The sequence below is a fragment of the Exiguobacterium sp. B2(2022) genome, from assembly GCF_028823655.1.
GTDB classification, from domain to species: domain Bacteria; phylum Bacillota; class Bacilli; order Exiguobacteriales; family Exiguobacteriaceae; genus Exiguobacterium; species Exiguobacterium aestuarii_A.
On sequence record NZ_JAPEHX010000024.1, the window covers coordinates 1 to 15458 of the forward strand.

14 protein-coding genes and 3 pseudogenes are annotated in these 15458 nt (G+C 45.9%); 14 read left to right on the forward strand and 3 right to left on the reverse strand.

The features are described from left to right. Positions 1-55: 55 nt before the first annotated feature. The 3 genes and pseudogenes from ON063_RS06440 to ON063_RS06450 form a co-directional block, all read right to left on the reverse strand. Positions 56-181 (reverse strand): annotated as a pseudogene (locus ON063_RS06440) (AAA family ATPase); the annotation flags it as partial. Between the two features lie 21 nt (positions 182-202). Continuing rightward, positions 203-706 (reverse strand): DNA topology modulation protein, encoded by a 504-nt coding sequence (locus ON063_RS06445; protein ID WP_274664625.1) that lies wholly within the window; start codon positions 704-706, stop codon positions 203-205. A 36-nt stretch (positions 707-742) separates the two neighbouring features. Then, positions 743-1246 (reverse strand): hypothetical protein, encoded by a 504-nt coding sequence (locus ON063_RS06450; RefSeq protein WP_274664594.1) that lies wholly within the window; start codon positions 1244-1246, stop codon positions 743-745. 138 nt (positions 1247-1384) lie between these two features. Between ON063_RS06450 and ON063_RS06455 the strand changes: the two genes are divergently transcribed. The 14 genes and pseudogenes from ON063_RS06455 to nrdG all read left to right on the forward strand — a co-directional run bounded on the left by ON063_RS06455 (position 1385) and on the right by nrdG (position 15434). Beyond that, positions 1385-2905, forward strand: coding sequence for a phytoene desaturase family protein (locus tag ON063_RS06455; protein ID WP_274664595.1), 1521 nt, complete (start codon positions 1385-1387; stop codon positions 2903-2905). Between the two features lie 14 nt (positions 2906-2919). Further along, a complete protein-coding gene (locus ON063_RS06460; RefSeq protein WP_274664596.1) occupies positions 2920-3378 on the forward strand; it encodes a GNAT family N-acetyltransferase in 459 nt (152 codons plus the stop codon). 58 nt (positions 3379-3436) lie between these two features. After that, positions 3437-3868: a RicAFT regulatory complex protein RicA family protein gene (locus tag ON063_RS06465; RefSeq protein ID WP_012726155.1), complete on the forward strand. Its 432-nt coding sequence runs from the start codon at positions 3437-3439 to the stop codon at positions 3866-3868. A gap of 53 nt (positions 3869-3921) precedes the next feature. Then, positions 3922-6416: pseudogene (gene mutS / locus ON063_RS06470) on the forward strand (DNA mismatch repair protein MutS). Between the two features lie 4 nt (positions 6417-6420). Next, positions 6421-8221, forward strand: a pseudogene (gene mutL / locus ON063_RS06475) (DNA mismatch repair endonuclease MutL). Positions 8222-8386: 165 nt separating this feature from the next. After that, positions 8387-9037, forward strand: a complete 651-nt coding sequence (locus tag ON063_RS06480) for a 50S ribosomal protein L25/general stress protein Ctc (protein ID WP_214783525.1) — start codon at positions 8387-8389, stop codon at positions 9035-9037. Between the two features lie 237 nt (positions 9038-9274). After that, complete coding sequence (locus ON063_RS06485; protein WP_274664597.1) at positions 9275-9643, forward strand: cupin domain-containing protein; 369 nt, start codon at positions 9275-9277, stop codon at positions 9641-9643. A gap of 45 nt (positions 9644-9688) precedes the next feature. Next, positions 9689-9973 carry a barstar family protein gene (locus tag ON063_RS06490; protein ID WP_274664598.1) on the forward strand — a complete coding sequence of 95 codons (285 nt, stop codon included), beginning with the start codon at positions 9689-9691 and terminating at the stop codon, positions 9971-9973. A 170-nt stretch (positions 9974-10143) separates the two neighbouring features. Next, entirely contained in the window at positions 10144-10773 is a 630-nt protein-coding gene (locus tag ON063_RS06495; protein ID WP_274664599.1) for a hypothetical protein, read from the forward strand. 311 nt (positions 10774-11084) lie between these two features. Further along, entirely contained in the window at positions 11085-11453 is a 369-nt protein-coding gene (locus ON063_RS06500) for a hypothetical protein (RefSeq protein ID WP_274664600.1), read from the forward strand. 133 nt (positions 11454-11586) lie between these two features. Then, entirely contained in the window at positions 11587-11886 is a 300-nt protein-coding gene (locus ON063_RS06505) for a hypothetical protein (protein WP_274664601.1), read from the forward strand. A 242-nt stretch (positions 11887-12128) separates the two neighbouring features. Then, positions 12129-12959 (forward strand): formate/nitrite transporter family protein, encoded by an 831-nt coding sequence (locus tag ON063_RS06510; RefSeq protein WP_412093981.1) that lies wholly within the window; start codon positions 12129-12131, stop codon positions 12957-12959. A 191-nt stretch (positions 12960-13150) separates the two neighbouring features. Then, positions 13151-15001, forward strand: coding sequence for an anaerobic ribonucleoside triphosphate reductase (locus tag ON063_RS06515; protein WP_274664602.1), 1851 nt, complete (start codon positions 13151-13153; stop codon positions 14999-15001). Then, positions 14979-15434 (forward strand): anaerobic ribonucleoside-triphosphate reductase activating protein, encoded by a 456-nt coding sequence (gene nrdG, locus ON063_RS06520; protein WP_274664603.1) that lies wholly within the window; start codon positions 14979-14981, stop codon positions 15432-15434. Before ON063_RS06515 ends, nrdG begins: the two co-directional genes overlap by 23 nt. Positions 15435-15458: the final 24 nt, after the last annotated feature.

The window sequence follows — 15458 nt, forward strand, 5'->3', positions numbered from 1 at the left end:
AAAAACCCTGAATGAGCACTTTTTATCAAGTGTCTATCATTCAGGGTTCAGTTCACGTATGGAGTAGGGCGATCTTTGAAACATCATGATCGATGACGACCGCGTAGACGTGTTGGATGATTCGCTTAGCCAATGTGGATTTTCCTGATCCAGGTGTTCCAGACATTTGAAGAAAAAACAATCGAATTCCCTCCGCTTCATGTTATAAAGAATCGACAAATTGTTTGACGGCTTGTGACGATTTCAAATGAACCAAATTCGGTTGCTTTGGATGTTGTTGAATTTGTCGTAACAGTTGTGGCCGTTGAACGTCAGGAAAATTCCAAACCCATTTGAGGAATGCGAAGTCGAGCTTTTCCTCACAGGATGCGCCCATATCTGGTCGCGTCGTACCACGATATCGGACGACTCGTTTGAGGACGCGATATACACAAACGAGTCGCGGGAGGTCAATCAAAATGACGGTATCTGCTGCCTGTAAACGTAAATCAAGCGTGTTCCCGAAGTTTCCATCGATGATCCATTGATCTTTCTTCACGAGTTGTTGTTGAATATCGATTCGTTCCTCTCTCGGCGCCATCACCCATCCCGGTCTCCACATGAGAGCATCCAAATGATAGACATCGAGGTGTAATCGTTCACCGAGTTGACGGGCAAGTGTTGACTTTCCTGCACCGCCTGAACCGATGATGAGGATTCGTTTCATGCTTGTATTGCGATTAATCGGTAAGTTGCTCATCTATTATTGTTCATCCTCCAATACAATCCATTTCTTCAATTGCTCATCCTCTTCATAAATGACCCGGACATCCATCTGTCCGATGACGAGTCGTTGTTCCGAACTGAACATGACGATCGGATAGTTCGTTGACACGGGTTTGTCCGTCTCGAAAATAGGGCTATGCGCCTGCATCGCGTAATAGCCGTCCGATCGCGTGTTGGCTGCGCCTGCATCAATCTGTGTCACATGGTCAAATCCTCTCAGTCTGAGCACATAACTATAAGACGTCCTCGCTCCTTGCTCGAGACGCCATTCTTCGATGATGGCTGATTTGTCGTCCATTGATCGTTCTTCTAGCACTTTCTGTGCCGTATACTCTTTTTCGTAAGGAATCATCTCCTGGATGCTGACGACTGTCATCGTCGCGAGCTTGAGCGATTCCTCGGAAGGTGGGGTAATCAGTATACCAATAAAGATGAGGATAGGAATCAATAAATAAACCATGACACGACTACGCATTTTCATCACCTTACCTTTTCAGACTGTAAACTATTTCTGCATAAGAGAATCAGTTCCCTTCAAAAGAACGCTGGAATCTCAAAAACCGATTCATTTCTTCAAGTTTTTGAATGAGCAGGTATGATATAGAGAGGAGGGATGTACATGAAAATCGGGGTCATAGGTGGAGGTGTCGCGGGTTTAACGGCAGCTGCGCTAACTCAGCAAAAAGGGCATGACGTAATCGTCTTTGAAGCATCGCGTGAATGGGGCGGATGTGCCGGCAAGTTTCAACGGGGTGACTACTTGTTCCCGGCAGGCGCGACGCTCGGAATGGGATTTGAAAAAGGTGGAGTCCATCAGCGTGTCCTTGAGAAATTGGACGAATCGGTCGAGGTCACTTTATTGGATGAGGTGATGGACATTCATCTGCCTGGCGTCACCCTCACTTACTATCGCGACCGAGAACGTCTGCTTGGTGAGCTCAGTCATGCGTTCCCAGAGAACCACGAGGCAATCCATGCATTTTATCGTGAAGTGTGGGGTGACTTTGAGAAGATTCGTCCGTTGTTTCAGCAGTTACCTGCACTTCCGTTTCGCACGACATCGGATATGGTATACGCAATGAAGGGGTTCCGACCGAACCAACTTACCACGCTCCTGAAACTCCAGCGGCCACTCGGTGACACGTTGGCTCGTCATGGATTAAACGGTACAATCTTCGAGCGATTTATCGATGGAGTCCTGCTCGATAGTTTGCAGACCGGTGCGAAAGAAGCGAGTTATTTACTCGGTGCAGTGGCGCTGTCGGTCTATCACGAAGGAGCGTACTATGTTGAAGGTGGGCTGTATCAATTGGCTCATGCGTTAGAGCGCGCCGTCCGAACGTTTGGTGGCGAGACGAAATTAGGGAGAGACGTCCAGTCCATCGAACGAGTGACGGATGGATGGCTCATCACCGATCGAAGAGGACGACTTGAACTGGTCGATGTGATTGTTTCCGCCATCCCGATTGAGCGGACGAGCGAACTTCTTAAAGGACAGGAACAACGACGCTTCAAACGACAATATCGAAGACAGTTGAAGCAGTCGCAATGGGGCACGTTCAGTCTCTACCTCGTCTTGCCTGAGGATGTCTGTCAACAGCAACCACTATTTCAACAAATCTATCACGAGCGATTACCGAGTGGGCATGCGTTCATATCCATGTCGGCGCCGGATGACGTGTTGCGCACAGAAAAACCGGAACGGACCATTACGGTATCCACACATATCGATTTATCAGAATGGCAACATTGGAAAGACCGGGCGGCATATGAGAAACTAGAACAAGATTGGACCAATCGTCTCGTCGACGTCGTCGCGACTGCATTTCCCGATTGGGACCGTGAGTCGTCACTTCTCCTTCCTGGTGGACCAGGGGCATGGGTGAAGTATACGAAGCGTCCACATGGTGCAGTTGGGGGATATGCCCAGACACCAAGCCAGGCGTTGTTCCGTGCCGCAAGTTATCGCACTGACTTGCCGAACTTTTATGTATGCGGGGATACCGTATTTCCAGGGGCGGGGACGATTGGCGCAATGACGAGTGGGTTACATGTCGCCCGAGCACTCGGGGTGAGCGGGGACGATTGGCGCAATGACGAGTGGGTTACATGTCGCCCGAGCACTCGGGGTGACGATTGATTAGGGGGATATTGATGAAGAAAAAAGCATTTGATGAACTGACAACATTAGAATTGTATCGCTTACTGGCGCTACGGACTGAGATTTTCGTCGTCGAACAGAACTGTCCGTATCAAGAAATCGATGGAAAAGATGAACAAGCCATCCATTATTGGATAGAAGAAGATGGAGAGATCGTCTCTGCTCTTCGCGTGCTGACGGAAGCATCTCCGGTCGCCATCGGACGTGTCGTCACGAAAGCCGCTCATCGAGGAAAAGGCTATTCTCGTCAGCTGATGAAAGAGGCAATCCAGGACTTCGGACATGAGACGCTATATCTTCAAGCTCAGACGTATGTGGAACCTTTTTATGCCTCGTTTGGTTTCAAACGGACGAGTGATGTGTATCAAGAAGATAGTATTCCACACGTCGATATGTTACGAGAATCAACGAATCCCGCTAGTACCGTTTCCGAATCGTTCATGTTAGAATGAGAAAGAACATTCACGTGCCTTTGAGCACGATTACATCATAGACATAAAGGGGTTTACAATGGTGACCGATCAACAAGTAATTGCAAAAGCAAGAGAATTGGCAGACGTATTAGCACAAACACCAGAAGTGGCGCGTTTCAAAGAAGCGGAAGCGAAAGTGAACGGAAGTGACCGCGTACAGACGTTGATTAAACGAATCAAATTCTTACAAAAAGAAGCCGTCAACTGTAAGCACTACGGCAAGACGGAAGCACTTGCGAAAGTCGAGCAGAAGATTGATAAAGCGATGGAAGAACTTGACTCGATTCCAGTCGTTCAAGCGTTCCAGGAAACACAAGTCGAAGTGAACGATTTGCTTCAATACGTGACGGTCACGCTCGCGAACTCTGTGACGGATCGCATCATCGAATCGACGGACGGAGACGTCCTTGCAGGGAAGACAGGGAGCGGCATGGCGGCTGAACAAGCACGCGGCGGCTGCGGATACTAAAACGACACAGCTGGCCGATGGTCAGCTGTTGTACTTTCTAGAGGTGAATTAACATGCAAGAAGTCCATCAGACACCAATGATGAAACAATATTTCTCCATCAAGGCAGACTATCCGGACGCCTTTTTTTTGAAGATGCGCAAATTGTCGCCAAGGAATTAGAGCTCACGCTCACTTCTAAAAATGGGAAGCAGGCTGAGCATCCAATTCCGATGTGTGGTGTCCCACACCATTCGGCGGCAATCTACATCGAACAACTGATTGAAAAAGGATTCAACGTCGCCATCTGTGAACAGACGGAGGATCCGAAGGCAACGAAAGGGCTCGTGAAACGGGAAGTCATCCAAGTGATCACGCCAGGTACATATATGGCGTCACTTAGCGAAAAAGAGAACCGATATCTCGTCGCCATCTCAGACGTCGCAGGCAGATTCGGAATTGCTAGAGGTGACGTCACAACGGGGGAATCGTGGTTGACGACACTCTCGTCAGAAGAAGCCGTCTTACGGGAAATCGAAGGATTGCTCCCGAACGAGGTCATTGTTGAGGATGAACGACTCGCTGACTTGTTAAAACAAACCGGCATTCCTCTCTCGATTCAAGTGGACAAGCGGGAGAGTCCACTCGCACAAGGTGCGAAAGATGAGGCGCAGCGCTCGGCATTTGAGTTGTTGTTCGCTTATCTCACGAAAACACAGAAGCGTTCGCTCGATCACTTGCAACCGGCTGTCGCCTATGAGGTCGAACAGCATATGCAGCTCGACGCCAATACGGCCCGAAACCTTGAATTGTTCCGTTCCGCTCGTTCGGGAGAACGGAAAGGGTCACTTCTCTCACTCCTTGATGAGACGACGACAGCGATGGGCGGTCGTTTGTTGAAACGCTGGCTTGAACAGCCGCTCTATACAGAACAAGGCATCAAAGAGCGACAGGACGCCGTCGAAAACTTAGTGGACGACTTCATGTTGCGCGATCAACTACAGGAAGAGTTGAAGCGAGTCTATGACATCGAACGCCTTGTCGCTAAAGTTGGGTATGGGACAGCGAATGCGCGAGATCTCGTCCAACTTCGCGACACGCTCGAGCGGATGCCTTCTGTCCGCTCACTCTTACAAACAGTGAAAGCGGATCGCTTGCAGCAAATCGAACAAAATCTCGACTCGTTCGAGACGTTGAGTGAACAGCTACGGGCTGCCCTCGTCGATTCACCCCCGATCTCGACGAAAGAAGGTGGGATGATTCGTCACGGATATTCGGAAGAGCTCGACGAATTGTTAGAAGCGAAAGCGAACGGGAAATCGTGGATTGCCAACCTCGAACAACAAGAACGTATCGCGACCGGCATCAAGTCGTTGAAGGTCGGGTATAACCGCGTATTCGGTTACTACTTAGAAGTGACGAAAGCGAATGCGAAGTTGCTCGAAGAAGGGCGTTATGAACGGAAGCAGACATTGACGAATGCGGAACGTTACATTACACCAGAGTTAAAAGAGAAGGAAGCGCTCATCTTAGGAGCGGAAGAGAAGAGCTGTACGCTCGAATATGATTTGTTTGTCGCACTTCGCGAAGAAGTGAAGACGTATACGAAGGCACTTCAGCAATTGGCCCGTTCACTCAGTGAGTTGGATGTTCTCCTCGCCCTTGCCGTCGTAGCCGAGAAACGGGAGTATGTGCGTCCAATTACAGGGAAGCATGTACAAATTGAACGCGGGCGTCACCCTGTCATTGAAACGGTCTTGCCGCGAGGTGAATATGTCGCCAATGACTTGACGCTTGACGACACACGTCAAATGTTACTCATCACCGGACCGAACATGTCCGGTAAATCGACGTACATGCGTCAATTTGCCTTGATTGCGATCCTTCATCAAATCGGTTCATTCGTCCCGGCAGAAGCGGCGGAACTCCCGCTCTTTGACCGCATCTTTACACGGATCGGTGCGGCGGACGATTTGGTGAGCGGACAGTCGACGTTCATGGTCGAGATGACCGAGACGCGACAAGCCGTTACAGAGGCGACGAGCAATAGTCTGATTCTATTGGATGAGATTGGTCGCGGGACGTCGACGTATGATGGGATGGCCCTTGCGCAGGCAATTGTTGAGTATATTGCTTCGTCAATCGGGGCGAAGACACTCTTTTCGACGCACTATCATGAACTGACGGTGCTCGAGGACTCGATTCCATCACTTGAAAATGTTCATGTCCGGGCGATTGAGCGGGATGGACGAGTCGTGTTTCTCCATGAAGTGCATCCGGGACGTGCCGATAAATCGTATGGGATTCACGTGGCAGAATTGGCTGAACTTCCGGATTCATTGATTGACCGGGCCCGGACGATTCTGTCAGAACTCGAATCAGAAGCAACGAAACCAGCTTTGAACGAGCAATCTGCTCCACCTCAAGTGGAAGAAGTCAGCCAGTTGTCATTGTTTGAGTCGAATGACGCTGTTCGAGAACAGCTGCTCAAACTCGATCTATTGGCAATGAATCCAATCGAAGCGATGCAGGCGCTCTACGAACTGCAACAGACCGCAAAGAAAGGGTGAGTCGATGGGAATCATTCGAGAGTTACCGGAACAACTCGCGAACCGAATCGCAGCCGGGGAGGTCGTCGAACGACCGGCTTCCGTCGTCAAAGAATTAGTCGAGAATGCCATTGATGCGGGAGCGACGAAAGTGGACGTCGACTTACAAGAGGCGGGCATTCGTTTCATCAAAGTGCGTGACAACGGACACGGGTTCCATGAGGAAGACGCAGCCCGAGCCTTCTTACGACATGCGACGAGTAAGATTCGAGACGAGCACGACTTGTTTCGCATTCGGACGCTCGGTTTCCGTGGGGAAGCACTCGCCTCGATTGCGTCGGTCAGTCACGTCTCGTTGAAGTCTAAACGAGCAGATGAAGACGGTTTTGAGATGACGCTTGAAGGCGGTGTTGTCAAGGAGACGAATCCGGCGGCGACGAACGTCGGGACCGAAATTGCGGTCAGTCAGCTCTTCTTCAACACACCGGCACGGCTGAAATATTTAAAGACATCGGCGACAGAACTCGCGAGCATTACCGACACGTTGAACCGTTTGGCATTGTCCCATCCAGAGATTCGCTTCACCGTCTTTCATGAAGAGAAAGAACTGCTGCGCACGAACGGGAACGGAGATTTGAAACAAGTCATGCTTGCCATCTATGGTCGCCAAGTCGCCGCGCAAATCGTCACGGCATCGAGTAAGACGAACGACTATACGCTGAGCGCGCATCTCGTGCGCCCGGAAGTGACTCGTTCGAACAAACAATATGTGACCCTCATCTTAAACGGTCGAAGCATCAAGAATTTTGCGCTGACCCAAAGCGTGCTCGAAGGCTATCATACGCTTTTACCGATTGGTCGCTATCCGATTGCCGTGCTCGAAGTGAAGATGGACCCGATGTTGATTGACGTGAACGTCCATCCGACAAAACGTGAAGTGCGCTTGTCGAAAGAAAAAGAATTGTGCCAGCTCATTCGAGAGACCGTTCAATTGACGCTCCGTGAGCAACGTCTCATTCCGTCTGTGAAACAAGAGCCAAAACCAAAACGAGAAACACCATCCGAACAGTCGAAACTCGATTTCTCGATGGAACCGCAACCTAAACAAGTAGACACGGTCGAGTGGAATTATCCGATTCCTCGCGAGCGAAAAGAGTCGCTCACGTCTCCTTCCCAGTGGAACCCGGCGCCGCTCGTTCATGAACCAGAGCCAGAGATGCTCCAGGCAGAACAGGTCGAGGAACCCGTTCTTCAGTCCGAACGTCTTCCAGCATTAGACGTCATCGGACAATTGCATTCGAGTTATATCATCTGTGGAGCGGAAGACGGTATGTACGTGATGGACCAACATGCTGCCCAGGAACGCATCAAGTATGAGTTGTTTTATGAGCAGTTAGGACGTCCGGAAAAAGAGTATCAACTCCTGTTGATTCCGTTGACGTTAGAGTTCACACAGGAAGAGACGCTCGCCATCGAAGAAGTGCTCCCGCTTCTTGCGGAAGCTGGTATTACGTTAGAGCCGTTTGGGGGAAACACGTTCCTCGTGCGCGAGATTCCGACATGGTATCCGCAACATGACTTAGAGGGTACGATTCGTGATCTAGTGGAGATGGCCATTCAACAACGCTCGATTGACATCGCGAAATATCGTGAGGAGGCATAAACGCTCGATTAAAGCGAATCATCCACTCAATATGGACATGATGCGACAATTGATTGAAGATCTTAGTCGAACGACTTCACCTTTCACTTGTCCGCACGGTCGTCCGATTCTCGTGAAGTGGAGCACGTACGAACTCGAGAAGTTGTTCAAACGCGTCATGTAATCGTCTTGTTACTTTGTTTTAATACGATGTAACGTTTATTCAGCAGTCCTCATGGGAAAACTATACACATGTCACTCAACGCATCGAGGTTGAGAGGTGGCTTTTTCACTGCCTCACCCTCAAGATGTCGACATGAAATGTATATCCATGTAGGAGGAAAAGAAAATGACGAACAAACTTCAAGTATCAAAACGAGAATTACGCCCACGGTCACTACGCACGAAGTTGCGTAACGAAGGAAAAGCGTTAGGAGTTGTCTATGGTTACAAAGTAGACAGCACGCCAATCGTGTTTGACGAGATGGACCTTCGTAAAATTCTTCGAGACCACGGTGACAACGCCTTGATTGAACTCCATTTCGATGGAAACAAGATCAACACGCTCGTGCACGGATCAGAAACAGATCCGTTCACAAACTTCTATCAGCACGTCGAATTTATGGCTGTGAAGATGGATGAAGAGACAGAAGTCGAAGCGGATATTGCCCTCGTCGGCGACGCGAAAGGCGTCAAAGAAGGCGGATATCTCGCTCAGTCGCTCTATAAAGTGACGGTTTCTGCGACACCTGCCAACATCCCAGAACGCATCGAACTCGACGTGTCAGACCTCGAAATCGGTGACTCGGTGACGGTAGCGGATCTTCCAGAAGACAAATCGTATACGATTGTCTCTGAACCAGATATGCACATCGCCTCTGTGAATGAGCCGGTTGCTGAGGAAGAGGAAGAAACTGAATCAGAGGAAGGTTCGACTGAAGAAGAAGCTTCTGAAGGATCTTCTGAAGAAACAGAAGAATCGACTGAGGATAAAGAATAAGAGTTGCGTTCGTGGTTGTAATAATGACACGATACAATGGAGAGGAGCATTGTCCCAAAGAAGGGGCGATGCTCCTTTGTTTATTTGTCGAATTAAATCTAAACTTTATACTTTTAAATCAAAAGGATGAATCATACTTACTTGAACCAAAATATTACAAATTGGCATTTATTCAATGTGATTCTAGGTATAAATGAGGTAAAATATATAAAAGTTTATTTCGTAAGGGGATGTACGATGAAATTTTATAAATTTGATAATGAAACTGGTAAGAAGATCACAGTATTTAATTCGAACTTTGTGATGTCACGAATCATACAAACTGAAAAAGGTTCTAATATTGGTTGTATGCATTTAGATCCGGGTGGTGTCATCGGTTATCATCAAGCAGTTGCACCCCAACTTCTTCTCATTATGGTGGGTGAGGGTTACGTTAGAGGTGAAAAACATGAATATTATAAAGTGCGAGCTGGAGATGCTGTTTTTTGGACGAAAGACGAGTGGCATGAAACGAAAACAGATGGCGGATTAACAGCTATCGTAATTGAAAGTGAGGAATTAGATCCATCAATCTATATGACTGAAATTAAATTAATTAAATTCTAATGAAGCCCTATACAGTAAAGTAAGAGTGGGGGATTGAGACCAAATATGTCGCATTTATATATCGATTTAAGTAACATTACTTCTTCTTCGGAACTACATCAGTTATTAAAAGAAAGTCTTCATCTTCCTGATCATTACGGCGAAAATCGGGATGCCTTTTGGGATGTCATTACTGATGTGGATTATATAACTTTTCCTGATCAAATCACTTTCATAGGATATTCTTTGCTTGAAACGAAATTAAGTGAGGATGCAAAGTGTTTAAAAATGTGTTTAGAAGAGTATAACGAAGAACATTATGTTTCACATTGTCATTTTGTTTTCTTGTAATCTAATTTGCTTACTAATATATAAAGCAAGTCTATAAGAGAGTAACCATTTTACAATCACTAATTTTTCAATATAACTTTTAGAGTCCCCCGACCATCATAAGAATTAATAGAAAAAACAGCTGATTTAAATTACAAGGTCTTTAAACTGAAAAATCAAAGGTGATCGCTATGCAAGAGCTTACAATTATTGAAAGGAAACGTCTATTAGAGCATCTTGAAGATAACTTAGATAATTATTTCATTATAGGTGAAATTAAAAAGGTATATGAGATCACTAGTTATGATGATTTAACTATTAACGATAACCAAAAAGCTTTAATTGATTTTTTGGTTTACCAAAATGTATATCCAATAGTCATAACATTTATATTATCTAAAAATATAAGTCAGGATAATGAGATGGTTGAAAAAATGGATTCAAGGAAAATTAAATATTCTATGAACTATTGCTCTGAGGATGAGAATTCTATTTATTACTGCAATGCAAAAATAGAAAACGAAAAAGATTTAAGGTTTTTGATTAACGAAACGTACTGGATGTCTGCTCAAAATGGGTTTTATAACATTATCTTTAAAGATAAATTGAATTTCACTTTAAAAAAATATGGTAAGTGGCTGTTCTCTAGAACTCAATTTGTACCTTTAATTGATATGAGTATACCAACTTCTTTTATTAAAATAGATGGAGATGGACTTGGGTTTATTTTGTTTTCTAATGAAAAAAAATATGAATCTATTGAAGAATTAACAAAGAATTTACCTCAAAAATTTTACATAGATTATTTAAACGAAAAATGAATTATGAGGGCCTCAGTTTGAGCATGTTTTAACGCATAGTCGAGTTACATAGATGCTAAGAAAAAATGATATATATGATGAGCTTTGGGGGTTTACTCATGATGACTCTTTGTTAGAAGTATGTAAACTCATAATAGCGGGTTTATCAATGTGAGAAATGCAGTCTGTAGAGTTGGAATAAGAGTAAATTTAGCAAGATCATATAGCTTTGTATCATGATCTTTATTTATACGATCAAAATTATTAAAACCATTTAAAACTTGTGAAGCCACGTAGTTAAGCAGCACATATTCCATACAGAAGGTGAAAAAATGAAAGCTCAGGAAATATTAAGAGAAATCGAAAAAATACACTACTGGGATGCGCGCGTTTTAGGATTCGATTGCCGTTATTTTGGAGATGAAATTTTAATAAAGATTGAAGATGAGGAAGAGAGTTATCGTCACTACGAGATTGAATTTTTAGGTTGTATTAAAGTAGAGGTTTCTGCCGCTCTAGATGATCGAACAATGCCAATCAAAGAATTGACGAGGGGACAACGTCCATATTTCATGCAGGATATTAACATTGATAGTTACGAATTAGAGGGGCAGGAGATATTTATATGCCATCTCTTATTGCCTCCTGTTACGGCAGAGATTCATTTCACAAAAATTAGAATCGGAAAGGAATATCACTGATAAATTTTACAATGTCTGAATCGCAATAGTCGACCAAGAGACAGTTAATAAATATTTATTGAACTATCACGAAATGCAGTGATTACAGAAGAACATTATAATGCAATTCATAAAATTGAGTGAGGTGTATAATATGTCATACAAATCGATACAATCGCTATTACCTGTTAAAGAAAAGGCAATCCTGTTGGATCAGGTCGAAGGGTTGAATAGATATCTTTGTATTCTACCGAACGACGAGTTAGAAAGTCAGTTTGGAGACATAGAAGAGTTTAAAAACCAAAGCTTTGCAGTTGTAGGTTATGAAGATGTGCTAGGAGATTTTGTAGGAGTGGACTCAAAGAGTGGACAACTTTTGATTGTTAATCATGAAACGCTTCATATAAAGGAAAGATTAAAATTAACATTTGATGAACTCATGAAAAAGGATTAATCCCTTATTTGAACGATTGGTTTCATAAACTTTGTCTTATTAATCTCCCGAAAATCGGGAGAATTTTTCTTTGTCACAAATCCGCCATATGTAAACGATTACGATGTGAACACTCTGTCAATTCCTCCTAGAGGTGATTGCCAACAGAGACTGTACAGTTTATATTGTTAATGATTTCACATATTAGAACTGATACTTTCCTATTTAATTATTCAGAAAGAAGGGTTTGTGACATGGCATCAATGGAAATCCATGCACTCGAATCATTACGGAAAAAAGCACAGGCTTCCTCGCAAATGATTCATTATCGTCCAATGGAATACTTTTTACGGGCAATGTTAGCCGGGATCTTTATCGGCTTTGCTTCAATCTTCACGCTGAAAGTCGTCAACGGTATGTATTTAGCGGACTCTCCGTTCACGACACTCATCGGGGGCTTCTCGTTCGGGATCGCGCTCGTCATGATCATCTATGGGGGAGCCGAGTTGTTCACGGGGAATACGATGTATTTCACAACGTCGACACTTCGCGGTTACACGACGCTCAGCGACACGATGCTCGTTTGGTTACTCTGTTTCGTCGGGAACGCACTTGGGGGAATCTTATTCGCGTTACTACTTGCACCGACTGGTGTCATTCAAGAACTTGGGATGAACAACTGGCTGTTCTCAGTCGTCGAGGGGAAAATGCATCACACGACGGTCGAAATTTTCTTCCGCGCCATCTTCTGTAACTGGATGGTCTGTCTCGCCATTTTCTTACCGAAACAAATGAAAAATGAATTCGCTCAAATTTTCTCGATGATTTTCCTTGTTGCCGTCTTCTTCGCTTCAGGATTCGACCATGTTATCGCCAACTTCGTCTTGTTCGCCTTGACGCTCGTCGTTCCACACCCTGAGACAATCAGCATGGCAGGTGCGATCCACAACTTGATTCCTGCGACGTTCGGTAACATTATCGGCGGCGCCCTCTTCATGGGAGCCATCTATACATGGCTCAACTCAAAAGGTCTCCGTGAGGCACAAGAATTAGAGGAAGAAGTCGAATTAAAAGTCGTCAAAGCTGCTAAATAAATGACGTTTGTCACAAATAACGTTGGGCCTTGTCTTACCGAAGACGAGGCTCTTTTTTGTCGTATGCTCACACGTAAACTGTCACAATATCGACTCGTGACCATCAAGAAAAATACGTGTCATAATCTATATATAGGATTTAAAAAACATTTATGAATGTTTTTAGTCCATATATAGTGAGGTGATGGGTTTTGAAATTACTGCAGTTGTATGAGGATGTCTGCGTCTTACCAGACCAAGACTTGGTACAAGAAAATGCGAATGTGGACGGAAAGTCCCCACTTGGAAAACTAGCACGACTCTCGTCAGAAGTGTCGAAAGAATTGTCGCAGACATATTTGATGTCGGAACGGTCAAAACAAGCCGTCACTGATAACTTTTTATATGTGCACGACGCCGACTATTACATCACAGGCTCGACGACATGTTGTCAAATTCCACTCGGTCAAATGTTGAATGACGGTTTCCATACCGGGCATGGGACGATTCGGTCGCCAAAGGACATTCGCTCCGCCATGGCGCTCGCGTCCATCATCCTTCAAGCGAATCAAAATATGCAGCATGGGGGTCAAGCGTTCCCGATGTTTGACGTCGATTTGGCACCGTACGTCGAGAAGACCTATGAGCGTCAATTGAGCAAACTCCAATCACTCCCTGTTGACTGGGACAAGACACAATTGGAACAACTCGCAGAAGAAGAGACGATTTCGGCGACATATCAGGCGTGTGAGGCGTTCATTCATAATGCGAACTCAATGCATTCACGAGGTGGCGGTCAAGTCCCGTTCGTCTCGATCAATTACGGGACAGATACTTCAAAGTGGGGACGCATTCTCATTCGTGAGCTACTTCGTGCCACGGAACGAGGATTAGGGAATGGGGAGACCCCGATTTTTCCCATTCAAATCTTTAAAGTAAAAGAAGGCATCAACTTCAACGAGGACGACCCGAACGTTGATCTTTTTCGTGAAGCGTGTCGCGTCACAGGCAAACGACTATTCCCGAACTTCTCCTTCATCGATGCCCCGTTTAATGCCGCTTACTATGATGGGACACATGAATCTGAAGTAGCGTATATGGGTTGTCGCACTCGGGTTATGGGAAACCGACACGGAGAGGAGACGTCGGTTGGACGTGGCAATTTATCCTTCTCCACACTCAACTTGGTGAAGATGGCACTGATCTCGGAGTCACTCTCTGACTTTTACCGTATTCTTAACCGATATATCGATGTCGGCATCGAACAGTTGGTCGAGCGCTTCGAGTATCAATGTACGCGTCGCGCTGAAGAATTTCGTTTCCTTTACACACAAGGGGTCTGGCGTGGAAGTGAGCAGTTACATATACATGATGAGGTCCGAAATGTGCTGAAACAAGGAACGCTCTCCCTCGGATTCATCGGACTCGCTGAAACGTTGAAGGTGTTGACGGGAAGTACGCATGCCGAGTCGCGTGAGGCGGAACGACTCGGTCTCGATATCGTCACGCACTTAGCTGATCGCATGCGTGCGGCAGGCGAAACGTACGACTTGAATTTTTCGTTGCTTGCGACACCGGCAGAAGGACTGTCAGGTAAATTTGTGACGCGAGACCAGGAAGCGTTCGGCATGATCGACGGGGTGACGAATCGTGCGTTTTACACAAATTCTTTCCACGTACCGGTATATCAAACCGTGTCCATCCGTGAAAAAATCCGGATCGAAGCACCATATCACACGTTGTGTGACGCGGGACACATCTCCTATGTCGAGGTCGATGGCTCCCTTGCCCATAACGCGGAAGCGGTAGAATCGATTGTTCGCTTGATGCGCCAGCATGATATCGGCTACGGTTCCATCAATCATCCCGTCGACCGCTGCGGGAATTGCGGGCTTGAAGGCTTGATTGACGCGGCTTGTCCGACTTGTGGAGAAGATGAGAAAATCGAACGGATCCGTCGTATCACTGGCTATTTGGTCGGGACGATGGACCGTTGGAATACGGCGAAGCGAGAAGAAGAACGGGCGAGGGTGAAACACGATGCGCATTCTATCCGTCGTTGAAGAATCCGTCGTCGATGGACCGGGGATTCGAACGGTCATCTTTACTGCGGGCTGTCCTCACCACTGTAAAGGGTGTCACAATCCTTCCTCGTGGAATCCAGCTGGCGGTGAGGAATTCGAAGTGGATGAGATCGTCCGTCGCATCGAGCTCAGTGGTTGGGACGGCGTGACCATCTCAGGTGGCGAACCATTTCTTCAATCTGCAGAGTTAGCAAAACTCGTCAAGGCATGTAAGTCGCTCGGTAAAAATGTATGGGTGTATACGGGCTATACGATGGAACAGTTGGTAGCGATGCAGGACGAAGCCGTTCAAACCGTTTTAGACTACGCCGATGTGCTCGTTGATGGTCGCTTTGAGCAGTCGCTACGAGACATGGGACTCCGCTTTCGGGGATCGCGTAATCAACGAATCATCTTTTTGAATAAAGTGTAATCGAGGCAGAGATGTCTCGATTTT